Origin of the sequence: Spirillospora sp. NPDC047279 (assembly GCF_040643285.1) — a bacterium.
Taxonomy (GTDB): Bacteria; Actinomycetota; Actinomycetes; order Streptosporangiales; family Streptosporangiaceae; genus Spirillospora.
Genome location: NZ_JBEYUA010000018.1, coordinates 185,045 through 209,291 on the forward strand (window position 1 = coordinate 185,045; position 24,247 = coordinate 209,291).

Sequence of the window (24,247 nt, forward strand, 5' to 3'; positions counted from 1 at the left end):
GCGCCTGTCCAGGATCGTGCGACGTGCGGGACGCTTCCTGTCAGCCCACGGGCCGTTCCTGGTCGTGCTCGCCGGAGCGATTCTGATCCGCCGGATGGTGATGGCCGGGTTCCCGTCTCCGTTCTGGTTCGGCGACTCACCGACCTACCTGCAGGGAGCCCTGCGGTTCGAGCCGTCTCAGCTTCGGCCCAGCGGGTATTCGGTCTTCCTGTGGCTGCTGAAGCCGTTCCACAGCTTCACGGTCGTGCTGACCGTCCAGCACGCGCTGGGCGTGCTCACCGGCGTCATGGTCTACGCCCTGGTCTGGCGTGGCCTGCGCGCCGGCTGGCCCCGCTGGTGGGTGTGGGCGCCGGGCGCCGTCGCGACCCTGGTGACCGTGCCGGTCTTGTACGACGCCTACCAGATCGAGCTCGAACACCTGCTGATGTCGGACGGGCTCTTCACGTTCCTGCTGGTGGCGGCGGTCACGGTGGTGTTGTGGCGGCGTCGCATGAGCTGGTGGGCAGGGGCCCTGGCGGGGCTCCTGGTGGCCTCCTCGGCGCTGGTCCGGTCGATCGGGCTGCCGCTGCTGATCGTGGTGCTGGTGTGCATGGTGATCCGGCGCGCGGGCTGGCGGGCCATCGTCGCGGCCGTGGTCGCGGCGGTGGTGCCCGTCGTGATCTACATGTCGTGGTTCGCTCGTGTGCACGGCGAGTTCGCGCTCACCACGACCAGCAGCATCTGGCTGTACGGGCGGACGGCCGACTTCGCGGACTGCTCGAAGATCAAGCCCCGGCCCGAGGTGGCGATCTTCTGCCGGGACGGACTGCCCCGCACCCCGGGCATGGCGCCCGCCTTCCAGGCGTTGTGGGGCGCGGATTCCGGCTTCCGGCGGCTTCCGGGCGGGATGTACGACCCGGCCGCGAACGAGCTGGCGGGTGAGTTCGCCAAGGCGGCGATCGCCAAGCAGCCCGGCGACTACGTCGCGGTCATCTGGCGCGACACCTGGCGCGCCTTTGAGTGGGATCGCGCCTACTACCCGACGCGCGGGACGGTCGACCAGTACGAATTCCCCACCGGGGCCTCCATGACGAACTGGCAGTCCCTCTACGCCTACCCGTACGGCGGCGCGACCGCGGACGCCCGCGTCGTCGAGCCGCAGGCCGCCGTGCTCCGCGACTACCAGGATCGTTTCTTCCTTCGCGGTCCCTTCCTCGGCGCCATGATGGCCGTCGGCCTGCTGGGCGTCCTGGTTCGCGTGCGGCGGCTGGGCGGTGACGTGCTTCTCCCGTTCGGAGTCTCCCTGGCCCTCTTGGTGGTCCCGGCCGCCACGGCGGACTTCGACTACCGCTACGTCCTTCCCGCGGTCCCGTTCGCGGCCCTGGCGCTCGTCTTCGCCGTCGCTCGGGATCCGCGTCCCGCCGGTGGCGCCGGACCGGCACCGGCCGTCTCGCTCATCAAGGCCGACGCCCCGGGGCCTTCGGAGCGGGTGTCCCTGGTCAAGGTGGACGTCCCCAAGCCCAGACCGCCCGCCGACGTCGTCGAACCCGAGCGTGAGCACGAGCCCGAAGCGGAGACCGAGCCCGAAGCGGAGACCGAGCCCGAAGCGGAGACCGAGCCCGGAGCAGAGCCCGAAGCGGAGACCGAGCCCGAGGACGCCGACGAGGCCGGGCCGGAACGCGACGACGCCATGAAGGCGGGCACCTGGGAGCCGGCTCGTGAGTCCAGGGCCGACAGCGACACCTGACGGGATACGCCCCAGCCGACCCGGATCTCAGGTGCTGTCGGCGGGCGAGAGCTCCTGGCGCTGCCGGGCGATCCCGGCGCGGAGGTCGTCGACCTTGCCTTCGAGCGTGGCCAGGGTGCGGCCGTAGTCGCGGCTGGACAGCCAGAACTTGTAGATGATGAAGAGCTCGAACGCCAGCATGCCCGCGCCGGTCACCGCCGCCACAGGGATGATGGCGCCGGGCACCGCGGCGGCGGCCAGAGGGGCGACGATGAAGACGCCCATCTGGAACTCGATACCGCTGATCAGGTGCGCCCGGACACGTCCGCGGGTGAGCATGAGGCGGACCCGGGCGTACCACGGGAACCGCTGATGGAAGCCCTGCTGGAGCAGCATGGACGTGGCCTGCCGGTCACCGACGACCTGGTCCTCCATGTCGGCTTCGGGGTCGGGCCCCAGCAGGCGGTCGATCGGGTCGGCGAGCCCGGCATCCGCGCCGTCGGCGCGCCTGCGAGCACGTTCGAGGCGCTGCGTCTCCTCCTGGAGGCCGCGGAGCTTGCCGCGCATCTGCGTGCGCACCTTGTAGATCTCGAGGGCGTCCATGTAGCGGAGCATGTCGAGGAAGACCACACCCACGGCGGCCCAGATGTAGGCCACGTTGCCCGTGGCCGCGTACTGGCCGCCCATCAGCGCGATCGCGCACGCCAGCACACGCACGCGGTCGAAGATGTAGTCGAGCCACGCGCCGAAGATCGAGCCGGTGCCCTTGAGGCGAGCGATCTTGCCGTCCATGCAGTCGAGCGTGAACGACAGGTGGTACAGCAGTGCGCCCAGCAGCAGAAACTGCCAGGACGCCGCGGCGAAGGCGACCGCCGCGCCGAGCCCCAGGAACAACGACCCTACGGTCAGCTGGTTGGGCGTTATCCCGGTCCGGTTGGCGGTGAATCGGACCAGCCGTGCGGCGAGCGGATCGACCAGCAGCACCGTCCACCATGCGTCACGCGCTTTGTACGTTCGCTCACGAACGTCGTCGAGCGTGAAATTCGGCATGGCGAGCTGTCCTTTCATCGCGGATAGGTGAGGCTTCCCCAGCCTCAGAGTGCCGGAATCCCAAGACGATCTCTGCTCATGGTCATCGTCGTTCGTGGGCTCGCCGGCGTGCGAGGAGAGAGATGCTACCCGCGTAGCAGGACTTACTCCGCCATGTTGCTAGTACATCACGCTATGTCAGTGATGCTCATCCGGTGACACGCTGTCAGCGCAGTCCGAGCAGCTGGTCGACCACCCGCGCGGCGGCCCCGCCGTCGTCCATCGCGCAGTACTTCTGCCGGAAGTCGCGGTAGGCGGGCGCGTGCTCGGTCTTGACGGCCTCGATCGACCGCAGCGCGTCCACGACCTCGTCGGTCTGGCGCAGCAGCGGACCGGGCGCCTCCTGGGTGAGGTCGAAGTAGGTGCCGCGGAGCTCGTCCTGGTAGAAGTCCAGGTCCGGCGTGAAGAACAGGATCGGCCGGCCGGTGGCGGCGTAGTCGAACATCACCGAGGAGTAGTCGGTGATGACCACGTCGGCGACGAGGTAGAGCTCGTTGATGTCCGGATACCGCGTGACGTCGATGACCTCGGTGCCGATGCCCACCGTGCGGTCGGCCACCATGTGGTGCTGCCGGACCAGCACCGTGGAGTCGCCGCCGAGCGCGCCCGCGACCGCGGACGTGTCGAGGGCGAGCTCGGCTTGGCGGCCGCCCTGGAGCCAGATGTCCTCGCGCCAGGTGGGCACGTACAGGACGACCTGACGGCCGGCCGGGATGCCGAGCCGTTCGCGCACCTGCCGGGCCCGCTCGAACCGGTCGGCGCCGAAGAGCATGTCGTTGCGCGGGTAGCCGGTCTCGAGCACCTCTCCCTCGTAACGGAACGCGCGCCGCAACATCTCGGTGACGTGCGGCGCGGGCGAGATCAGGTAGTCCCAGAGCGGCACGTCTTCCTGGAATCGGCTGAGCTTGGTCGTGCTGCTCGCGATGCGGCCGTTCTGCACCAGGTCGTAGCCGATGTGCTTGTAGGGCGTGCCGTGCCAGGTCTGCAGGTAGGTCTGCCCCGGCCGCTTGGTGTAGCCGTCCATCTGCAGGACGTTGTTGACCACGAAGCGGGCCGACCCGACCAGCTCGTAGTACTCGCGGCTGCCGCGCAGGACGGTCCGGGCGCTGCCCGGGACGCGGAACTGGCCGTCCGCGGTGGCCCAGACGTACTCGTAGCCGAGGTCGCGCCGTTCCATCTCCTCGTAGACGGCCTGCGGGTTGCAGGAGTACTGCCGGGCGAAGTAGCTCTCGAAGACGACCAGGTCGCGGAAGGGCGCGGTGCTGGACGACGAGAGGTACTTCTGCTGCATGACGCGCTGGTTGTACTGCCCGCGCTCGTCGTCTGACAGCGCGGCGCGGATCCAGAGATGCAGCAGGTCGCCCCGTTGCGTGGTCAGCTGGAGCTCGTGCAGGCCGACGAAGCGCGGCTCGGGCAGGCGGTCACGGCCGGCCCGGTCCAGGGCGACGTTCACCTCGCCGCCGGCGGCTCCGGGCGCGTAGAGGTCCCAGCGGCCGCTGGGCAGCGGGAGGAGCCCGTGGGCGGTCTCGCGCTGGGCGTTGACCATCGTGGTGAACTGGGCACCGTCCCACATCACGGGCACTTCGTGGGAGTCGTTGCTGCGCCGTCGCCGCATGATGAGCCGGTCGGGGCGCTCGCCCTCTTCGGCGTACGAGCCGGTGAGGCGGATGGTCGAGCCGTCGAGCCAGTCGACGTCGGTCACGACCAGACGCGGTGTGCGCTCGACGAGGGTGAGGTTGCCGTACTTGGTGGCGATGATGTCGTACTCGTGGCCGGCCACATGTCCGCGCACGTCCATCAGGTCGGCCGAGACCGCCAGCCGCAGCTTGGAGCGGCCCTTCGAGCGCAGGGACAGGTCCCACTCGATCGAGTCGAGGGAGGCGGTGGCATCGCCCGCGCCCGTCTCGGCGGTCAGCTCGGACAGATCGATGGTGGAGGCGAACTCGACGCGCCCGCCGGGCCCGGTGCCGGTCTGCGTGACGGGGCGCCGCACCTTGGTCATGCCCTGGCGGAAAGCGATCTCCAGGTCGCCATCGGTGATGAACGGCGCGTCCTCGCGTCGCACCCATCCCTTGAGATGTACGTGCGGACCGTCCACCGTGACGTCGGTTACCTGGTTGCGCACCTCGTGCACGCCGATGACCAGGTCGCGGTTGGAGTACTTGGGTTTGATGAGACGGCCGGACTTGACCAGCCGCGCCTTGGGCCACCAGCCCAGGCCCTTGGGGTTGGACAGCCGGCCACGCCGCCGCACGCCGTGCGTGGTGACGGTGACGAAGAGGTGCCGGTGGCCGATGCCGGTGCCCAGCCGGGCCGGGTCGATCTCGACCACGAATCCGGACCCGTCGAGGCAGGCGGTGGCCTGGCCGCTGCCCGCCGTCACGTCCGGACGCCGGACGCGGGTCACCTTCGGCCGGAAGACTCTGGGGATCAGCCGGAAGACCCTGCTGCGGATCTCCAGCTCGATCTGCGAGTCGGCCTCGGACTCCACGTCCAGCCGGGCGATGTAGGCGTGGCCTTCGATGCGCAACCGGCCCTGATGCCAGGTGACCTCGTCGATGCCCGTCTTGAGCTCGAGCTCGTCGCGCAACTCGAAGAGGTGGTCGGGGAAACGCGGGTCGCCGAGGTACGGGTAGTCGCCGTACCACGTGCCGGGTCGGCCGTCGCGCTGGATGGCACTGTTGCGCATCGGGTCGCTCTTGGAGAAGGACACGATCTCCAGCAGCTCCGGCGACAGCCGCTCGCGTACCGCGTGGAACTTCAGCCGGTCGATGGCCGGCAGGTCGTCGTAGAGCTTGGGGTCGACGGTGTCGAGGAAGGCGTTGACGAGGTCGAAGAACCGCTCGCGGTAGGTGTCGTCGCCCTGGTCGAAGACGTTGACGTAGATCCGGATGTCGTCGGACAGCGCGAAGCCGTCGTAGGCGTCCTTGAGGTCGGGGGCGTGCTCGCGCAGGAAGTCGGCGGCGGCGCGCACCGACCGCATGCGGTCGTCGAAGTTGCCGGGCTCGGTGCGGCGCTGGGTGATCGACCGGGCTCCGGTCTCGCGGATGCGCCAGTGATAGACGACCTCGCGCAGCACGTCGACCTTGGACGCGAGCACGTGCGCGGGGATGGTCGCGGGAGCGTCCTCGTACAACCCGGCCGGGAACTCGAAGCCGTGCCGGTCCCAGAACGCCTTGCGGAAGACCTTGTTCCACGCGGTACGGTCGCGCAGCAGCTCCGGGAACTCGCGGACGTTCGTCGCGAGCCGGTCGATCGGGAAGATCTTCTCGTGCATGGCCGACTGCTGGAGGCCGTTGGCCCCGAACCGGCGCACCGCCCCGCAGGCGATGTCGGAGCCGGTCTTCTCGAGCGAGGAGACCATCAGCTCGTACGCGTAGCGCGGGATGATGTCGTCACTGTCGGCGAACGCGAGATATGTGCCGGAAGACTGCGGGACGCCCGTGTTGCGGGCCGGGCCGAGGCCCCGGTTCTCCTGCTGGACGAGCCTGAATCGGCCGTCCTTGGCCGCGAAGTCCTTGGCGATCGCAGCGCTGCCGTCGGTGGAACCGTCGTCGACCATGACGACCTCGAGGTCACGGAGTGTCTGCCTCGCCAGAGACTCGAGGCAGGGCTCGAGATACGACTCGACGTTGTAGAAGGGCACAACGACGCTCAGAAGCGGTGACACGGTCCTCCATCTGACAGCGACGCCGATCTGGCGCTGAGGGGCCCATCCACCACCGGAGGGGGCGGCCCGGGGAAAAATGACTTACCGGCAGACTATCCGACACGCCGGCCGGTGCGGTCTGTTATCGCCTGCTCTCGGCACCAACTGTGATCTTGTCGACACTCGGAGTGGTGGCCGTGCCGTCGGTGGCCGTCGCGCCGTTCGGGTCGGCGGCGTGGCGCGGGGTGGGGCGCTTGGGGGTGGGGCGGCGCAGCTTGGTGAAGACCCGGTCGAGCTTCGGCTCGAGCAGCCAGCTGGTGCACCGCACCACCGGCGGGGTGCACAGGAGCGTGCCGACCAGCAGCGAGAGGGCGATCAGGGCCAGCACCCCGGCCGGCGAGGCCACCGCGTCGACCTTTCGCAGGCCGGCGAAGCTGATCGCCTTGGTGAGGAAGCCGTGCAGGAGGTAGGCGTACAGCGTGTAGGCGCCGAGGGCGGTGAACCAGGTCCGGCGCCGGGGCACGATCGCCAGGAACGAGAACAGCAGGACGATCGCGCACGTGAACATGGCCAGCCGCATCGCGAGGCCGGTCAGGTTGCTGACGCCGAGGTGGTCGGACGAGGTGTTCCAGTAGACCCAGCCCTTGGCCATGCGGTCCATCGTCAGGAAGCTGAGGCCGAAGGCGGCCACCAGCAGGAGGATGCCGAGGACGCGCACCATGGGCTTCTTGATGATCTCGAAGTGCTCGGGCTTGAGCATGAGGCCGAGCACGTAGAACGGCACCAGCCCGACCACCCGGTGGATGTCGAGGAGCCCGCCCATCGTGGTCATGTACGACAGCAGCGAGATGACCAGCGCCACCGCCAGCGGCCACCGGATCTGCTGCCACACCGGGGTGGACAGCCGCCACAGGAACAGCGCGCACAGGAACCACGTCAGGTAGTACGGGTCCAGCAGGCTGATCTTGAGCTCGCCGCCGTTGACCAGCCAGGCGTAGAGCGAGTACGCGGTCTCGAAGATCACGTAGGGCACGCCCACGGTGGTGATCAGCTTGCGCGCCTTGCCGGAGGAGAACGTCCAGTTCCGCGAGAAGTAGCCGGTGATCACGATGAACAGCGGCATGTGGAACATGTAGATGAACATGTACACGCCCTTGGCCAGCGGGACGTTCAGCAGGCTGCCGAGGGCGTGGCCGACGACCACGAGCAGGATCGCCAGGAACTTGGCGTTGTCGAAGAACGGGTCCCGTTCCTTGCGCGCGGGCTTGACCGGGGCCGCCGCTCCCGCGGCGCCCGCCTCCGCCGCTCCGGCGCCGTCCGACCGCACCGGGCCGGCCCCGGCAGGAGGTGACTGTCCCGGAGACCGAAGGGGATCGGCCTCGGGGATGGTCGCGGGTACGGCCGGTGGCCTGGCGGTATACGTCATCGAATGTCCCGGGGGTGTGGGGTCAGCTCCCCTTGCAGATGTTGTCGGTCGCGCGGATCTCGCCCTGTTGCTTGGGGATTCCGGCCTTGGCGCTCTTGAGCGTCGTCCAGTCGCGGCCGATCGCGAGGTCGACGACGCCCGCGGCCGCGCCGTTGGTGCGGGCCGCCGGAGCGGGAGCGGTGGGGATCAGCTTGGAGAGGAACGCGGCCTGCTGGTCGGCGCCGGGGCCGTAGAGCACCTTGGTGGCCGCGGTGGGGGTCACGTTGCCGCCGAGGCTGGCGTTGAAGCCCTGCCCCTCGAGCGCGGCGATGACCCGGCTGGCCTGGCCCTCGATGCCGCTGGCGTTGTAGACGCGCACCTTCACCTGGCTGGGGGTGACCTTGGTGGCGCCCGCCTTGGGCTCGCTCGGCACGGTCTTGTCGTTGCGCACCGCGCTGAAGAAGTTGGACGCGTCGGGCTGGCGCAGCATGACCCGGTTGGGGTCGAGCGAGTCGGGCCCGGACGGCACGGTGACGAACCGCAGCTTGCCGGAGGTCATGCCCTGCATGCCCTGGGCGATCCGCATCATCACCTGGGGCGTGAGGTCCTCGTCGGTGGTGAGCGACTTGGTGGTGGCGTTCAGCAGCGAGAGCAGCTTGTTGGGGTTGCTCAGCACGCCGGCGCTCATCGCCTTGTTGGCCAGCGAGCCCATGAACTTCTGCTGGCGCTTGATGCGGTCGGTGTCGGAGCCGTCGCCGAGGCCGTGCCGCACGCGGACGTAGGCCAGCGCGGTCTCGCCCTTGATCGTGTGGCGGCCCCTGCTCAGCCTGAGCTTGGACTGCCGGTCGTTGACGTCCTTGGTGAGGCAGACGTCGACGCCGCCGACCGCGTTGGTGATCGCCTTGAAGCCGTTGAAGTCGACCTGCATGAAGTGGTCGATCTTGACGTTGGAGATGCCCTCGATCGTCTTGATGACGCAGGAGGCGCCACCGTTGGTGAAGGAGGAGTTGATCTGGCCCCGGCTCGTCGCGGCCGTCGACCCGTTCTTGGTCTTGCAGGCCGGGATGGGGACCATCAGGTCACGCGGGAAGCTGATGCCCATCGCCTGCCCGCCGCCGGGGGACAGGTGCAGCAGGATCATGGTGTCCGAGCGCGGCGGCTCGTTCTTCATGCTCCGGCCGTACTTGGCGTTGCCCCCGGCCCGGGTGTCGGACCCGAGGAGCAGGATGTTCATCGCGCTGTTGAGCTTCTTGGGCCGGTTGGGCCCGACGTTGGCGTTGACGTCCTCGTGCGCGATGTTCCCGACCGTCTTGTAGTAGACGCCGTAGGCCGCGAGGCTTCCCGCGACCATGACGGCGGACAGGCCGACCGACACCCACCCGAGGATGCGCCAGCCACGTCGCTCCGGCGCCGGCCTGTCGGGATCGGCGTCGTCGACGTACTCCATGTACATGGGGTTGCTGTTCATCGGCTCCGTGGTGGGGGCAGGCCCGCGCTCTCTCAGGGGTTCGGGGGAAACAAACAGAGACAGAGACTAGGTCAGGGGAGCCGGCGAATGAGCCCGGATGCGTCATTCCATCCGGACAGACCGGCCACCACGGTCACATGCTCCAGGGTCACTCGTCGATCTAGTGCTGCTTTGTCGAAGTTTCGTTGGATTATGACGGAAGCTCCCGAGGCTAGTGGTGCAAGCAGACCAGTCAGAACCCCGTCGAGTGTGGCGTAGGACATGTCAACCAGGACCCTGTCGTGCGCGTCCAGGGCCCATTTCCCTGCCGTCGCACGGGCCTCACGGGCCAGCTCTGGCGCACTGAATGTGGTCTTTGTCACATTGCTCGGGTTTGTCACCGTGAACACGGGCAACTCGGGCGTGACATCCGGTCCGGGAACGAACCGGTCACCGTAGGCGCGCACCTCCACGGCGTAGTCGACCACCCCGGCCGGGACCTCGCGCAGGGGGCCGCCCAGGGCGTGCAGCGAGAGCCCGACGATCTCGTCCGCCTCCCCGTCGCCGGCCACCGCCTCCAGCACCTCCTCCGCCGCCGCCAGGAGGTACGGCCCGGAACCTCCGACCGGTTCGCCGGAAACGACCGATTCTGGCTCGACCACCTCGACGTGCAGACCGGCGGACCAGCAGGCCATCAGCCACACCGCGCTCTGCCAGTGCGGCGGCAGCGCCAGCACCGCCCGGCTCCCCGCCTCCGCGGCCAGCCCGTCGACCAGCAGGTTGGCCGTCTTGGCCACCCAGTTGTCGAACGTCCTGGCCGAGAGCTCGACACGTTCGCCGGTGGCGTCGTCGTAGAAGGTCACCAGCGGGCGGGACGGGTCGTCGGCCACCCGCCGCCGCAACATTCCGGCCGGTCCGAGATCAGGCGCGTGGTCAGGCATGAGGCAGACAGTACGCGTTTGATCTCGGACCGGCCGGATCGGGCGACTCGCCACCTCGTCACCACGGAGCCGTGCCCCGGGACCGCTACGCTCCGCATCGATGATTGAGGACCGAGCGGAACCAGGAGCGGGACGGTGAGCGCGGGCCGCCTGCTGGCCCGGATGAGCGTGGCCCCGGCGCTGCTCGTCGTGGCCTGGCTGATGGTGTCGCTGCCGTTGCTGCTGGCCGGGATGTTCCGGCCGGGCCCGGCGATCGTGCTGTTCGTGCCGGTGGCGGTCGTGGTGGTCTGGCTGGGCTTGCGGGACGGGCCCCGCGGCGCCGGCCCGGGCGCGGCGCGGACCGCGGCCGGGTCGCCGGAGACGGGCGCGGCGCGGGACGCCGGCCCCCCGGCGGAACGGCTCGGGCCGGTGCCCTGGTGGGTGACCGGCTCGGTCCTGGCGATCACGCTGGCGTTCCTGGTGCTCCAGACGGCCATGTGCTCGGAGCAGATCATCGTCCGCCGCGACCCCGCCTCGTACGTGCAGTTCGCGACCTGGCTGAACGACCACGGCTCGCTGCCGATCCCGCAGATGCGCTGGGCGTTCGGCGGCGGCGACCCGGTGCTCTCGTACGAGAGCCCGGCGTTCTACCAGCGCGACGACGTGATCTGGCCGCAGTTCATGGCCGGGCTGCCGATGATCCTGGCGCTGGGCGGCTGGATCGGCGGCACCTACGCGCTGCTGGCCATGGCCCCGCTGCTCGGCGCCTGCGCCGTCCTGGCGTTCGCCGGGCTGACCGCGCGCCTGGTGGGCCCGCGCTGGGCGCCGGCCGGCGCGCTGCTGCTGGCGCTGACGCTGCCGATGCTCTGGATCTCCCGGTCCACCTTCAGCGAGCTGCCCGCGCTGATCCTGCTGCTGGGCGGCCTGTGCCTGATGTACGACGTGCGCGCGGAGGCCATCCAGGGGCTGCCGCGGTCGGCCCGGGTCAAGGCGTTCCTCGCCGGGTTGTCGCTGGGTCTGGTCGTGCTCGTCCGGATCGACGGGCTGCGCGACGTCCTGCCCGTCGTGGTGGTCGCCGGGCTGCTCATCGCGCGCCGCCGCCGCACCGGCGTGCCGCTCATGACCGGCCTGGCCATCGGGGTCGCCGCGGGCCTGATCGAGGGCTTCACGCTGTCCCGCCCCTACCTGGAGTACCTGCACGCCTCGCTCGACCCGCTGCTGCTGGGCGTCGTCGTGCTGGTCGCGCTCACCGCGGTCATGGTGGCGGCGCTGCGGTCGCCGCGGACCGGGCCGCGGCTGCGCGCGCTCGGCGTCTCGGTGTCGCGCGGCCGGCTGCCGAACGCGGCGGCCGTGCTCACCGTGCTGGTGATGATCGCGTTCGCCGTGCGCCCGTGGGTGCAGACGGTCCGGCGCGTCCCGACCAACAAGGACGACGAGCTCAACGCGCAGTTCATCGAGGCGACGCAGAAGGTCGCCGGGCTGCCGCTGGACGGCACCCGGCAGTACACCGAGCTCTCGCTCTACTGGGTGATCTGGTACATCGGCGTGCCCGCCCTGCTGCTCGCCACGTTCGGCGCGGCCCTGCTCGTCCGGCGGCTGCTGCGCAGGCACTCGCCCGAATGGCTGCTGCCGTACGCGGTGATCGTCTTCACCACGGTGCAGGTGTTGTGGCGGCCGGGCATCACCCCCGACCACCCGTGGGCGACCCGGCGGCTGATCGGCCTGGTGATACCCGGGCTGCTGCTGTTCGCGGTGTGGGGGCTGGCCTGGACGTTCCGGCGGGTCCGGCGGCTCGGGTACGGGCGCCGCTTCACCAACGCGGCGGCGGTCACCGGCGTCCTCCTGCTCGCCACGCCGATCGCGATCTCGTCGGCCGGCTTCATGGTCACCAGGACCGAGCAGGGCGAGGTCGCCGCCGTCCGGGAGATGTGCGGCAGGTTCGGGCCCGGCCGGTCGATCGTGGTCGTCGAACGCGTCACCGCCGACCGGTTCCTCCAGGTGATCCGGAGCATGTGCGGGCTGCCGGCGGCGCGGACGGCCGAGACGGCTCGGCCGGCCGACGTGTGGCGGGTGGTCCGCAAGATCGAGTCCGCCGGCCGGCGTCCCGTGATCATCGCCGCGGAGGCCGGCCAGGTGGCGCCGTACGGCCCTCCGACGCAGGTCCTGGAGCTGCGCACCCGCCAGGACGAGCGCACTCTGGTGGAGACGCCGAACGGTTCGTGGACCTTCAACGTGAACGTCTGGATGTCCGAACCGTCCGGTTGACCGCGGCCCGGCGCGGCGGTCACGCGGGGTGGGCGGCCTCATGAGGCCTCCAGGGCGAGTATTCTCGCCCTGCGTGAGTACCCAGCCCACCGACAGTGCCGTGCATGTGACGATCGTTCTGCCGTGTTACAACGAGCAGGATCACGTCATCGACGAGGTCGAGCGCATCTGCAAGGCGATGGACAACAGCGGCAAGAGCTACGAGCTGCTGGCCGTCGACGACTGCTCGACCGACGCGACGCTGGCCCGGCTGGAAGAGGCCGCGCCGCGTTTCCCCCACATGCGGATCATGCCGTTCCACCACAACAGCGGCTCGGGCACGGTCCGGCGCATCGGCACGCAGCAGGCGCGCGGCGAGATCGTCGTGTGGACCGACGCCGACATGACCTACCCCAACGAGCGCATCCCCGAGCTGGTCGAGATCCTCGACACCGACCCGTCGGTCGACCAGGTGGTCGGTGCCCGCAAGAGCGAGGAGGGCTCGCACAAGGCGTTGCGGGTCCCCGCCAAGTGGTTCATCCGCAAGATCGCCGAGCGGCTCACCAACTCCAAGATCCCCGACCTCAACTCCGGGTTGCGCGCGTTCCGCCGCGAGGTCTCGCTGCCCTACCTGCGGCTGCTCCCGCCCGGGTTCTCCTGCGTCACCACGATCACCATCGCGTTCATGTCCAACCAGCACGACGTGCGGTACGTGCCGATCGACTACTTCAAGCGGGCGGGCAAGTCCAAGTTCCACTTCACCAAGGACGCCTACCGCTACATCCTGCAGGTGCTGCGGATGGTCATGTACTTCAACCCGCTCAAGGTGCTGATGCCGCCGGCGTTGTGGCTCATCGTCATCGGCCTGGTCAAGGGCGTGTTCGACATGATCGTGCACTTCGGCTACTTCGCGAACAACACCATCATGATCTTCGTGACAGGGTTGATCATCGCGAGCATGGCGCTGCTGGCCGACCTCATCGTCCGCTCGCGCGGAGACACATGACACGCGGGAAACCGAGGCGCGGAGACACATGAGGATCGCGATCGTCGGGCCCGCCTTCCCCTACAAGGGCGGCGGGGCCCACCACACGACCGAGCTGGCCCACCGCCTCGCGGCGGCCGGGCACGAGGTCGTCATCGAGTCGTGGCGCGCGCAGTACCCCGGATTCCTCTACCCGGGGCAGCAGACGATCGACGAGCCCGAGGGCGAGCCGTTCCCCGGCACGCGGCGCGCGCTCGACTGGCGCCGCCCCGACGGCTGGTGGCGCACCGGCCGCTCGCTGCGTTCGTACGACCTGGTCGTGCTCGCCGTGCTCAGCCCCGTGCAGGTGCCGTCCTACCTGGGCATCCTGTCCGGGCTGCGGCGAGGGGCCCCGGTCGTGGCGCTGTGCCACAACGTGCTCCCGCACGAGCGCAAGCCGTACGACAAGCCGCTGATGAAGGCGCTGCTCAAGCGGGTCGACGGCGTGCTCGTGCACTCCGAGCAGCAGGCCGGGATCGCGCGCGGCCTGACCGCGCGGCCGGTCCGCGTCGCCGAGATGCCCGCGCACCTGCCCACCCCGGCCGGCGGTTCCGCCGAACGCGGCGAGGGCGTGCGCGACCGGCTGCTGTTCTTCGGGATCGTCCGCCCCTACAAGGGGCTGGACGTGCTGCTGCGGGCGCTCGCGAACGGCCCCGGCAACGTCTCGCTCACCGTCGCGGGCGAGTTCTGGGGCGGGCTCGACGAGACGCGTGCGCTGATCTCGGCGCTCGGCCTGGCCGGACGGGTGGAGCTGCGCCCGGGGTACGTCCCCGCGGCCGACGTCCCGGGGCTCTTCGAGGCGTCCGACGCGCTCGTCCTGCCCTACCGGACGGCCACGGCGTCGCAGAACGTCTGGATGGCGTACGAGCACGGGATCCCGGTGATCGCCACCCGGGTCGGCGGGTTCGCGGACCAGATCAGGGACGGCGAGGACGGGCTGGTGTGCGAGCCGGACGACGCCGGCTCGCTGGCGGACGCGCTCGAGCGCTTCTACGCGCCGGGCGAGCCGGAGAGGCTGCGGTCGGGCGTGCGCCCGGTCGACCACGAGCCCCTCTGGTCCGCCTACGTCGACGCGCTGACCGGCGCCGCCACCGGCCCTACAGGTGCTCGTCGATCAGCTTGAGCAGCGCCCGCTTGGGCTTGGCACCGACGATCTGCTGCACGACCTCGCCGTTCTTGTAGAGGTTGAGCGTCGGCAGTCCCATGACGCCCTGCGAGGCCATCGTGGCCGGGTTGGCGTCGGTGTCGAGCTTGGCGATCGTGAGCCTGCCCGCGTACTCCTCGGCGATCTCGTTCAGGACCGGGGCGATCATCTTGCACGGGCCGCACCACTCCGCCCAGAAGTCCACCAGGACCGGCGTCTCGCTCTTCAGGACCTGCTCGTCGAACGTCGCGTCGGTGATGTTGATCGGGGCGGTCACGATCACTCCTTCGTCTCGGACAACTGCGTACCGGTGACAAGCGTGCCGGGCTCGGGTTCATTCCCCTCCGCGGGCGCCTCCGCGGATCTCTCCCCGGAATCCGGCTTGGGCGGCCGGCCGCCGATGAGGACGGCGAGCCCGGCGTTCGCCAGGTCGGCGATCGTCAGCAGCACGCGCGAGGCGAGCGCGACCACGATCGGCGCGCCCGCCGGCAGCACCGGGGTCAGCACCAGGACCATGGCGGTCTCGCGCGCGCCGATGCCGCCCGGCGCGATGAAGACCAGGAACCCGGCCACGAACGCCAGGGCGTAGGCGCCGGTCGCGAGGAAGATCAGCCCCGGCCCGTCGCCGCCCACCGCCGCGCACAGCAGCCACAGGTGCACGCCGAAGAACGCCCAGCCCACCACCGCCAGGAACGAGCCGAGGAGCATCTCGCCGAGGCGCACCGGACGTTCCAGCGGGTCCCGCCGCGCCAGCTTCAGCAGGAGGTTCACCGCCCAGGTGACGACCTTGGGGTGCAGGCACGCCAGCATCAGCGGGGCCAGCAGGAAGAGCCACCAGTACCTCTGCCGGGCCGTCTCGGACGTCAGCGGCAGCGTCACCGCCGCCACCGCCAGCCCGGTGCCCTGCGACGCCGCCATCGCCAGCAGCGTGGAGCCGAAGCTGCGCGGCCGCGGCACGTCGTACTCCTTGGCCAGCTCCATCTGGGTGACCAGCGCCCACACCTTGCCCGGCACGTACTTGCCGAGCTGGGAGATGGAGTTGATCCGGTACATCGCCTTGAGCGGCAGCGGCGACCCGAGCCCGGCCAGGAAGACCCGCCAGCTCAGCATCCAGCCGACCAGGCCGGCGAGCCCGGCGGCGAACGAGCCGAGCAGCGTCGGCACCGACATCTGCTCGAACGCCCTGACGGTGGCGTCCCACTGGTCGACGAGGCTGTACGCGCAGAACGCGAGCGCCAGCACCACCAGCAGCACGCGCAGGATCCGCATCGCGACGGCCTTGGAAATCACCCGCCCAGGTTAGCCATCGCCCTGCCCGGGTTCTGCCGGGCTCTAGAGTGGGGGGCGATGAAAATCTCGGATGTTGTGGCGTTCATGGGCCACCAGGTGCACGTCTGCCGCTACCGCGAGGCGGGGACGCTGCTCGGCTGGATGGGCCGGGACCTGTCCGGCAAGCGAGTCCTCGACGTCGCCGGCGGCGACGGCTACTGGGCCGGGCAGACCCGCAAACGCGGCGCGCACGCGGTCTCCATCGACCTCGCCCGCGGCAAGATGGTCTACGGGCGGACGCTGGCGCACCCGCCGGCGCTGATCGAGTGCGACGCGCTGCGGCTGCCGTTCGGCGAGGGCTCGTTCGACGCGGTCCTGTCGGTCTGCGCGATCGAGCACTTCGACGACGGCGGCAGGTCGCTCGACGAGATGGCCAGGGTCCTCAAGCCGGGCGGCGAGATCTTCATGTCCGCCGACGTGCTGAGCCGCGCCGACTCCTGGCCCAAGCTGCGCGACGCGCACAAGGCCAAGTACCACGTCCAGCACACCTACACGCACGAGTCGCTGGGCAAGCTGATGAACGAGCGCGGGCTCGACCTGGTGCGCCACTCGTACCAGTTCCGCACGCCCGCCGCCGAGCGCCTCTACCTGTCGCTCTCCACCTACGGCGGCAAGGTCGGCTTCAACGCGGCCGCCCCGCTGACCCCGCTCGTCGCGCTCACCGACCGCCGGGCGCCCAACGAGCGCGGCAGCATCGTGCTGATCCACGCGCGCAAGCGGGCCTGACCCCGCCCGTACCCCGCTTGTCCCGCGCGTGTCCGCCCTCACACGTGATGTTGATCCGTGTTGGGGGCGCGGTCTCACTACCGCACGGGCGCGATCGGCGTAGGCTCTGAGACGTGGGGGTGATCCCCGCCACAACGCCGCGTGATCGGGACACCAAAAGGGGGCACCGTGGCGCCTCGGATCCTCGTCGATGCCACCGCCGTACCCGCCGACCGTGGCGGGCTCGGCCGATACTGCGACGGCCTGCTCGTCGCCTTGGACCGGCTCGGCGCCGACCTGGCGATCGCCTGCCAGCGCTCGGACGAACAGCGCTACGGGACGCTGGCGCCGAACGCCCGGATCGTGGCGGGCCCGGCCGCGCTGGCGCACCGCGCGTCCCGGCTCGCCTGGGAGCAGACCGGGCTGCCGTACGTGGCGCAGCAGGTGGCGGCCGACGTCATCCACCTGCCCGCCTACATCCTGCCGACCCGGGCCGGGCGGCCCACCGTCGTCACCATCCACGACGTCACCGTGTTCGCCGAGCCCGAGGTGCACGACCCGGTCCGCACGACCTACATCAAGTCGGCCACCCGCACCGCGGCGCGCCGCGCGACCCGGCTGATCGCCCCGTCCATGGCCACCCGCGACGAGCTGGTCCGGCTCCTGGACGCCGACCCGTCCAACATCGACGTGGCCTATCACGGGGTCGACCACACGGTGTTCCACCGGCCGGACGAGGTCGAGATCAAGAAGGTGTCCGACCGGCTCGGCCTGCACGGCCGGCCCTACGTCGCCTACCTCGGCGCGCTCGAACCCCGCAAGAACGTTCCCAACCTCATCCGCGGCTGGGTGCGCGCCGTGTCCGACCACCCGGACGCGCCCGCGCTCGTCCTGGCGGGCAGCGGCGGCTGGGACGACGAGGTCGACGCGGCGCTGGCCACCGTGCCCCTCCACCTCAAGGTCGTGCGCCCCGGCTACCTGCCCTGGTCGATGCTCCCGGGCTTCTTCGGCGGCGCCGTCGTGGTCGCGCTCCCGTCCCGCGGCGAGGGCTTCGGCCTGCCCGTCCTGGAGGCGATGGCCTGCGGCGCCCCCGTCCTCACCACCAGCCGGGGTCCGCTGCCCGAGGTCGGCGGCGACGCGGTCGCCTACACCGAGACGGACGCCTGGAGCATCTGCCGCGCGCTCACCGAGCTGATCGAAGACACCGCCCGGCGCGGTTCCCTCGCCGAGGCGGCCTACGCGCGCTCCCAGCAGTTCAGCTGGGAGGCGTCGGCCGCGGCGCACCTGTCGTCCTTCGAACGCGCTGTCGCCGCGCACGCCTCCCCCCGCTAGTAGGCTCGCACGACCGCCCATCACGGAAGGGAACCCTTGGAAGCGATTCTGCTGGTCGGGGGCCAGGGAACACGGCTGCGCCCCTTGACCATCTCCACCCCCAAACCGCTTCTCCCCACGGCCGGCGTCGCCTTCCTCGCCCACCAGCTGGCCCGCGCCCGCGCGGCCGGGGTCGACCGCATCGTGTTCGCCACCTCCTACCGCGCGGAGATGTTCGAGGCCGCCTTCGGCACCGGCGCGCACGGCGTCGAGCTCGCCTACGTCAGCGAGGCCGAGCCGCTTGGCACCGGCGGCGCGATCCGCAACGCGGCGACCGCGCTGACCTCGGGACCCGACGAGCCCGTGCTCATCCTCAACGGCGACATCCTGTCGGGCCACGACGTCAACGCCCAGATCGAGATGCACGAGAAGGCGGGCGCCGCCGTCACCCTGCACCTCACCCGCGTCGACGACCCGTCCCGCTTCGGCTGCGTGCCCACCGACGCCGACGGCCGCGTCACCGCGTTCCTGGAGAAGACCTCCCACCCGGTGACCGACCAGATCAACGCGGGCTGCTACGTCTTCCGCCGCTCGGCGATCGACACGATCCCCGCCGACGAGGTGATCTCGGTCGAACGCGAGACGTTCCCGTCCCTCATCTCCTCGGGCGCCGTCGTCATGGGCTACGTCGAGACCGCGTACTGGCTCGACGTCGGCACGCCCCAGGCCTTCGTGCGCGGCTCCTGCGACCTGGTCCTGGGCAAGATCGCCTCGACCGCGATGCCCGGCGACCCCGGCGAGCGCCTCACCCTCGACGGCGCGATCGTCTCGCCCGGCGCGGTCGTCCGCGGCGGCACCACGATCGGCCGCGGCGCCGAGATCGAGGCCGGCGCCACCGTGATCGGCAGCGTCCTCCAGGACGGCGCGTTCGTCGCCGAGGGCGCCACCGTCCGCGACTCGGTGGTCGGCCGCGGCGCCCGCGTCGGCGCCGGTGCGGTCCTCGACGGCGTCATCCTCGGCGACGGCGCCATGGTCGGCCCCGGCAACGAGCTCCGCGACGGCCTCCGCCTCTGGCCCGGCATCGCCCTGCCGCCCACCGCCGTCCGCTTCTCCACCGACGCCTGACCCCCGCGACAGACGAAAAGAGGGGCTCCCGTCTGGGGAGCCCCTCTTCGCGTTGGTCAGGTGGTGACCAGGCCGGTCAGGCGGTGACCAGGGGGAGCGACGGCCCCTTGCCGAAGTGGCCGACGCCGTCGGTCCTGCGGGCGGCGGCGACACGTTCGGGGGTGGGGCGGCCGTACTCGGTGGTGCGCTGGACGGCCGGGCGGCCCGCCGCGGCGGCGATGGCCTCCAGCGAGCTGATGGTCTTGAACGAGCCGTTCTCCGAGCCGGCCATGCGGCTGATGGTCTCCTCCATCAGGGTGCCGCCGAGGTCGTTCACGCCCCCGTCGAGGACGCGCGTGGCGACCTCGTCGCCGAGCTTCACCCAGGACGTCTGGATGTTGGAGATGGCGCCGTGCAGCAGGATGCGCGCCAGGGCGTGGACGGCGAGGTTCTCGCGGACGGTGGGCCCGGGACGGGCCAGGCCCGCGAGGTAGATCGGGCTGTTGTGGTGCACGAAGGGGAGCAGTACGAACTCGGTGAAACCGCCCGTCCTCTCCTGGAGCGAGCGCAGCAGCTTGATGTGGCCGACCCAGTGGGCGGGGGTGTCCACGTGGCCGTACATCATCGTCGACGTGGTCGGGATGCCGACCTCGTGCGCGGTGGTGACGACCTCGATCCACTGCTCGGTGGGCAGCTTGCCCTTGGTGAGCACCCAGCGGATCTCGTCGTCGAGGATCTCGGCGGCGGTGCCGGGCAGCGAGTCGACGCCGGCGGCCTTGGCCTCCTGGAGCCACTCCCGGATCGACATGTCGGTACGGGTGGTGCCGTTGATGACCTCCATCGGGCTGTACGAGTGGAGGTGGATCTCCGGGGCGCGCTTCTTGACCTCGCGGGCGAGGTCGAAGTACGCGGTGCCGGGCAGGTCCGGGTGGATGCCGCCCTGCATGCAGATCTCGGTGGCGCCCGCCTGCCAGGCCTGGTCGACGCGGTCGCCGACCTGTTCGAGGGAGAGGGTGTAGGCGTCGGCGTCGGTGCGGCGCTGGGCGAACGCGCAGAACCGGCAGCCGGTGTAACAGACGTTGGTGAAGTTGATGTTGCGCGTCACGACGTAGGTGACGTCGTCGCCGACCGCCTCGCGGCGGAGGTCGTCGGCCAGCTTCATGAGGGCGTCGAGCTCGGGGCCGTCCGCGTGCAGCAGGGCCAGCGCCTCGTCGTCGGAGAGGCCCGCGGGGTCCTGCTCCGCGTGGGCGAGAGCGGTCTTGACGTCCGCGTCGAACCGCTGCGGCGCCGAGATGCGTTCCTTGAGGCTGTCCCAGTCGCCGTAGACCGAGTCGAAGTCCTCGCGCCGGTCGGACGTGCGGCCGGTGGTGTCGATCTCGACGTGCAGGTCGGTGCGGCCGAACGCCTCGAAGCCGCCGTCGGGCTCCTGCCACGGGCGGCCGTCGGGCGTCTTGGCGTCGTCGGCCAGGCCGGTGGAACGTTCGGCCAGCGCGTTGATGTGGCCCATGATGCGGGGATCGATCCAGGGCTCGCCGCGCTTCACGTACTCGGGGTAGATCGGCAGCCGCTCGCGCAGGGTGAAGCCCAGCTCGGCCGTCCGGGCCGTGAGGTCGTCGATCTGCGGCCACGGCCGTTCGGGATTGACGTGGTCGATGGTCACCGGCGAGACGCCGCCCCAGTCGTCGATGCCCGCCCGCACCATCAGCTCGAACTCGCCGCCCACCAGATTGGGCGGCGCCTGGATGCGCGCCTTCGGCCCCAGCACCAGCCGGGTCACCGCGATCGTGGCGGCCAGCTCCTCGGGAAGCGCGTCCGGCGTGGCGCGCATCTTGGTGTCCGGCTTGGCCCGGAAGTTCTGGACGATGGTCTCCTGGATCGCCCCGTACTCCCGCATCGTCCTGCGGATCGCGAAGATCGACTCGGCGCGCTCCTGGAGCGTCTCGCCGATGCCGATGAGGATGCCCGTGGTGAACGGGGTGTTGGTGCGCCCGGCGTCCTCCAGCACCCGCAACCGCACGGCCGGATCCTTGTCGGGCGAACCGAAGTGCGGCCCGCCCTTCTCGCTGAAGAGCCGCGTCGCGGTCGTCTCCAGCATCATGCCCATGGACGCCGACACCGGCTTGAGCCGCTGGAAGTCGCGCCAGCTCATGACGCCGGGGTTGAGGTGGGGGAGCAGCCCGGTCTCCTCCAGCACCCGGATGGCCATGGCGCGCACATAGGAGATGGTGTCGTCATAGCCGTGCGCGTCCAGCCAGTCCCGGGCGGCCGTCCACCGGTCCTCGGGCTTGTCCCCGAGCGTGAACAGAGCCTCCTTGCAACCCATCTCGGCACCCTTGCGGGCGATCTCCAAGACCTCGTCCGGGCTCAGGTAGGGGGACTCGAGCTTGTGCGGCACCGTGGCGAACGTGCAGTATCCGCACCGGTCACGGCACAGGCGGGTCAAGGGGATGAAGACGCCGCGGCTGTAGGTGATGATGCCGGGCCGTCCCACGGCCTCCAGCCCGGAGTCGCGCACGCGGGACGCGTACGTCAGAAGGTCGTCGAGCTGCCCGCCGCGGGCGTGCAGCAGCGTGGTGGCCTCGGAAACATCGAGCGTCTTGCCGTCCCGCGCGCGGGCCAAGGCCCGGCGGAGCGCGGAATCCGTCACACCAGCGTCCATGCCCGCACTCTATGCCAAACGTCATATTCGTTGTACGCCGGACCCCGCCCGTCCTGTACAGCTCACCGGCGCGGCCCGGTATTCCCTCAGCCGAGGGAGGCGCCGCGAATGAGACTGGGGCGGGCGGCCGCCACGGCATCGGCGGAGGAACGCACGGCCTCCATCACGGCGCGGACGGAGGGGCGGCCCTCGGCGGCGCGGGTCCACATCACCATGCTGCGATGGACCGTGCCCTCGGTGATGTCGCGGACGCACACGCCGGCCTCACGTTCGGCCAGGGCCAGGTCGGGCACGAAGGCGAGCGAGCCCTGGGCGATCATCGCGAAGATGACCAGCAGGTCGTTGGACCGGTGCCGGATGTCGGGACGGAACCCCGCCAGATCCACGCACGTGCGTTCGAGCAGGTCGGAGTGGTTGGTGCCGACATGGCCCGTCGCCCACGGCTCGTGCGCCAGATCGGCCAGCCGGACGGGCCCGCCGCCCGTGGCGAGCGGATGGCCTTCGGGGAAGGCGACCCGCATACGTTCGGTGATGAGCACCTCGGAGGCCAGCTCGGGCCGTTCGGGCCGGGGCAGCAGCGTGTACTCGTCAGTGATGATCACATCGATGTCCCGCAGGACCAGCGCCTGCAGAACGCGCGTGAACTCCTCCTCCAGAACGTCCACGCGAAGGTCCGGAAAGTCGCGGCCGAGCCGGGGGAGCGCGGGCGCCAGGACATGCAGCAGCGCCGTCTGGAACCCCGCGACCTTGACCGTTCCCGCCACCCGCCCCGCCGCCGCGACGGTGTCCTCCTCGGCGCGCTGCGCGGCGGTCAGCAGCGACTCGGCGTGCCCGGCCAGAACCTCGCCGGCCTCGGTGAGGCGCAACCGCCGGCCCACCTTCTCGACGAGGGCGACGTTGACGTCCTTCTGCAACTGGGAGAGCTGCTGGGAGACCGCCGAAGGGCTGTAACCGAGGGCGTCGGCGACGGCCCCCACCGTGCCACGTTGCTTGAGCTCCCGAAGCACCCGCAACCTGCCCAAATCCAACATAGTGAAGCGCAGCTTACACATTCCATGCAGAAAAGGTCGCTGGACCTGAATGTTGGACGGCGTCAAACTAGAGGCACACCGCGCGGGAAGTCCCCGAGCCCCGGCCAGGGCTCACCAGGTACGAACCCCAAGGACACTCCCATGGTCACGTTCATCGTCCTCTTCGTCGCCCTCGCCGTCCTCGGCCCCCTGTTCGGCGCCGACTCCCGTGACGGCCTCGACTGGGCCCGCAACTCCTTCTGGATGCGGCGCCGCCAGGTCAGAAACTCCGATAGTCCCGAACAGCAAGGCGAGGTCCGCGTCGCGGAGGCCGCGCGCCGGACGATTCCAGCAGCCGGGTGACCCGGTACCGGTGCCCCGCGTACGGCTCCAGCAACGCGAGCATCCCGGCGTCGTCGACCTTGCGTCCGGTGAGCGCCCAGCCCACGAGTCCGGGCAGGTTGTAGTCACCGACCGAGACGGCGTCGGGATCCCCGACCGCACGCTGCCGCACCTCCGCGGCCGTCCACACCCCGATGCCGGGCAGCGACCGCAACTTCGCCTCGGCCGGATCGGCCTCCAGCCGCCCGGCCACCCTCGCCGCCCCGATGATCGTCCTTGCTCGCACCGCCTCCGCGCCTGAACGGTGCCACTCCCACGAGGGAATGCGCGCCCACACCTCAGGCGGCGGAGGCACTCGCATGTCCGGAGCCCCCGGCGCCGGCGCCCCGAACCGCCGCAGCAGGTAACGCCACGCCCGGAACGCCTCAAGCCCCAGCACCTTCTGCTCCAGAACCGCGGGCACGAGCGCCTCGAACACCCGGTTGGTCCGGCTGAGCCGCAACCCCGGACTCCGCACCACCAGATCCCTCAACAGCGGAAGCTCAGGCTCGAACTCCTCCGGCCTGTCCCGCGCCCCGAGCAGATCGGGCACCCCCTCCAGGAGCCAGCCCGCCCCCGGCCCCCACGCCGCGGCCCGGACAACGCCCCCCACCTCACCCAACCGCAACGTCCCCGGCCCGTCCGGCGTGAACGAGGCCCGCCACACCGTCCCGTCCCGTTCGACCCGGAACGCGGGATCGCCCGCCCCCCGGCGGTGCGGCGCCAACGTCCACCGCACATCCACCGGCCAAGGCGCCCGCCACTCCCGCTCCAACATAGCCCCGCAAGTCTGCCACCCCCCACAACCCACCCAATCCCCCCAACGCCCGAACCCCCACGGCTCCTCATACGCGGCTCTCCACAAACGGGTCCGGCCCCACCCGCCCAGACCTGCACGGCCAGGGCACACGGCCAGGGCACACGGGCAGGGTGCATGGCTGGGGTGCATGGCTGGGGTGCATGGCCAAGGGCTGCACGGCTAGGGCGGCTGGGCAAGGCGGCTGGGCAAGGCGGATGGGAGGTGCGCATGGCCGGGGTGCATGGCCGGGGTGCATGGCCGGGGTGCACGGGCAGGGTGCACGGCCGGGGCGCATGGCCGGGGTGCATGGCCGGGGTGCATG

At 70.6% G+C, this 24,247-nt stretch carries 17 protein-coding genes; 7 read left to right on the forward strand and 10 right to left on the reverse strand.

All coding sequences use genetic code 11. The features are described from left to right. Positions 1–16: 16 nt before the first annotated feature. Positions 17–1,726, forward strand: a complete 1,710-nt coding sequence (locus ABZ810_RS37510) for a hypothetical protein (protein ID WP_358411480.1) — start codon at positions 17–19, stop codon at positions 1,724–1,726. A gap of 27 nt (positions 1,727–1,753) precedes the next feature. Here the strand turns inward: ABZ810_RS37510 and ABZ810_RS37515 are convergent, their stop codons facing one another. The 5 genes from ABZ810_RS37515 to ABZ810_RS37535 form a co-directional block, all read right to left on the reverse strand. Beyond that, positions 1,754–2,755 carry a CDP-alcohol phosphatidyltransferase family protein gene (locus ABZ810_RS37515; protein WP_358411482.1) on the reverse strand — a complete coding sequence of 334 codons (1,002 nt, stop codon included), beginning with the start codon at positions 2,753–2,755 and terminating at the stop codon, positions 1,754–1,756. A gap of 205 nt (positions 2,756–2,960) precedes the next feature. Further along, entirely contained in the window at positions 2,961–6,464 is a 3,504-nt protein-coding gene (locus ABZ810_RS37520; RefSeq protein ID WP_358411484.1) for a CDP-glycerol glycerophosphotransferase family protein, read from the reverse strand. 121 nt (positions 6,465–6,585) lie between these two features. Then, positions 6,586–7,770, reverse strand: coding sequence for an acyltransferase family protein (locus ABZ810_RS37525; protein WP_358411486.1), 1,185 nt, complete (start codon positions 7,768–7,770; stop codon positions 6,586–6,588). A 121-nt stretch (positions 7,771–7,891) separates the two neighbouring features. Continuing rightward, positions 7,892–9,316 (reverse strand): LCP family protein, encoded by a 1,425-nt coding sequence (locus ABZ810_RS37530; RefSeq protein WP_358411488.1) that lies wholly within the window; start codon positions 9,314–9,316, stop codon positions 7,892–7,894. Between the two features lie 71 nt (positions 9,317–9,387). Beyond that, entirely contained in the window at positions 9,388–10,236 is an 849-nt protein-coding gene (locus ABZ810_RS37535; protein WP_358411489.1) for a TIGR03089 family protein, read from the reverse strand. A gap of 135 nt (positions 10,237–10,371) precedes the next feature. Between ABZ810_RS37535 and ABZ810_RS37540 the strand changes: the two genes are divergently transcribed. The 3 genes from ABZ810_RS37540 to ABZ810_RS37550 are packed head-to-tail and all read left to right on the forward strand — an operon-like array spanning position 10,372 to position 14,606. Beyond that, positions 10,372–12,480, forward strand: a complete 2,109-nt coding sequence (locus tag ABZ810_RS37540; RefSeq protein ID WP_358411491.1) for a hypothetical protein — start codon at positions 10,372–10,374, stop codon at positions 12,478–12,480. 40 nt (positions 12,481–12,520) lie between these two features. Then, positions 12,521–13,465 (forward strand): glycosyltransferase family 2 protein, encoded by a 945-nt coding sequence (locus ABZ810_RS37545; RefSeq protein ID WP_358411493.1) that lies wholly within the window; start codon positions 12,521–12,523, stop codon positions 13,463–13,465. Between the two features lie 28 nt (positions 13,466–13,493). Continuing rightward, complete coding sequence (locus tag ABZ810_RS37550) at positions 13,494–14,606, forward strand: glycosyltransferase family 4 protein (RefSeq protein WP_358411494.1); 1,113 nt, start codon at positions 13,494–13,496, stop codon at positions 14,604–14,606. Here ABZ810_RS37550 and trxA read toward each other — a convergent pair. Continuing rightward, a complete protein-coding gene (trxA, locus tag ABZ810_RS37555; protein ID WP_358411495.1) occupies positions 14,581–14,904 on the reverse strand; it encodes a thioredoxin in 324 nt (107 codons plus the stop codon). The two genes, ABZ810_RS37550 and trxA, sit on opposite strands and share 26 nt — an antisense overlap. A gap of 2 nt (positions 14,905–14,906) precedes the next feature. Continuing rightward, on the reverse strand, positions 14,907–15,917 hold the full coding sequence (locus ABZ810_RS37560) for a lysylphosphatidylglycerol synthase transmembrane domain-containing protein (protein ID WP_358411496.1): 1,011 nt from the start codon (positions 15,915–15,917) through the stop codon (positions 14,907–14,909). A gap of 57 nt (positions 15,918–15,974) precedes the next feature. Between ABZ810_RS37560 and ABZ810_RS37565 the strand changes: the two genes are divergently transcribed. From ABZ810_RS37565 to ABZ810_RS37575, 3 genes are all read left to right on the forward strand, one after another. Continuing rightward, positions 15,975–16,682 (forward strand): class I SAM-dependent methyltransferase, encoded by a 708-nt coding sequence (locus ABZ810_RS37565; protein ID WP_358411498.1) that lies wholly within the window; start codon positions 15,975–15,977, stop codon positions 16,680–16,682. A 168-nt stretch (positions 16,683–16,850) separates the two neighbouring features. After that, on the forward strand, positions 16,851–17,993 hold the full coding sequence (locus tag ABZ810_RS37570) for a glycosyltransferase family 1 protein (RefSeq protein WP_358411499.1): 1,143 nt from the start codon (positions 16,851–16,853) through the stop codon (positions 17,991–17,993). A gap of 36 nt (positions 17,994–18,029) precedes the next feature. After that, positions 18,030–19,097, forward strand: coding sequence for an NDP-sugar synthase (locus tag ABZ810_RS37575; RefSeq protein ID WP_358411501.1), 1,068 nt, complete (start codon positions 18,030–18,032; stop codon positions 19,095–19,097). Positions 19,098–19,173: 76 nt separating this feature from the next. Here the strand turns inward: ABZ810_RS37575 and ABZ810_RS37580 are convergent, their stop codons facing one another. The 3 genes from ABZ810_RS37580 to ABZ810_RS37590 form a co-directional block, all read right to left on the reverse strand. After that, positions 19,174–21,735, reverse strand: a complete 2,562-nt coding sequence (locus ABZ810_RS37580; RefSeq protein ID WP_358411503.1) for a bifunctional FO biosynthesis protein CofGH — start codon at positions 21,733–21,735, stop codon at positions 19,174–19,176. An 86-nt stretch (positions 21,736–21,821) separates the two neighbouring features. Continuing rightward, positions 21,822–22,712 carry a LysR substrate-binding domain-containing protein gene (locus ABZ810_RS37585; protein WP_358411505.1) on the reverse strand — a complete coding sequence of 297 codons (891 nt, stop codon included), beginning with the start codon at positions 22,710–22,712 and terminating at the stop codon, positions 21,822–21,824. A gap of 313 nt (positions 22,713–23,025) precedes the next feature. Then, entirely contained in the window at positions 23,026–23,865 is an 840-nt protein-coding gene (locus tag ABZ810_RS37590) for a DNA-3-methyladenine glycosylase 2 family protein (RefSeq protein WP_358411507.1), read from the reverse strand. Positions 23,866–24,247 lie beyond the last annotated feature (382 nt).

Coding starts and splice junctions, on each gene's coding strand:
- ABZ810_RS37515 (WP_358411482.1), bottom strand. CDS start 2,755: ATGCCGAATTTCACGCTCGACGACGTTCGTGAGCGAACGTACAAAGCG.
- ABZ810_RS37530 (WP_358411488.1), bottom strand. CDS start 9,316: ATGAACAGCAACCCCATGTACATGGAGTACGTCGACGACGCCGATCCC.
- ABZ810_RS37535 (WP_358411489.1), bottom strand. CDS start 10,236: ATGCCTGACCACGCGCCTGATCTCGGACCGGCCGGAATGTTGCGGCGG.
- ABZ810_RS37550 (WP_358411494.1), top strand. CDS start 13,494: ATGAGGATCGCGATCGTCGGGCCCGCCTTCCCCTACAAGGGCGGCGGG.
- ABZ810_RS37580 (WP_358411503.1), bottom strand. CDS start 21,735: ATGGACGCTGGTGTGACGGATTCCGCGCTCCGCCGGGCCTTGGCCCGC.
- ABZ810_RS37565 (WP_358411498.1), top strand. CDS start 15,975: ATGAAAATCTCGGATGTTGTGGCGTTCATGGGCCACCAGGTGCACGTC.
- ABZ810_RS37545 (WP_358411493.1), top strand. CDS start 12,521: ATGAGGCCTCCAGGGCGAGTATTCTCGCCCTGCGTGAGTACCCAGCCC.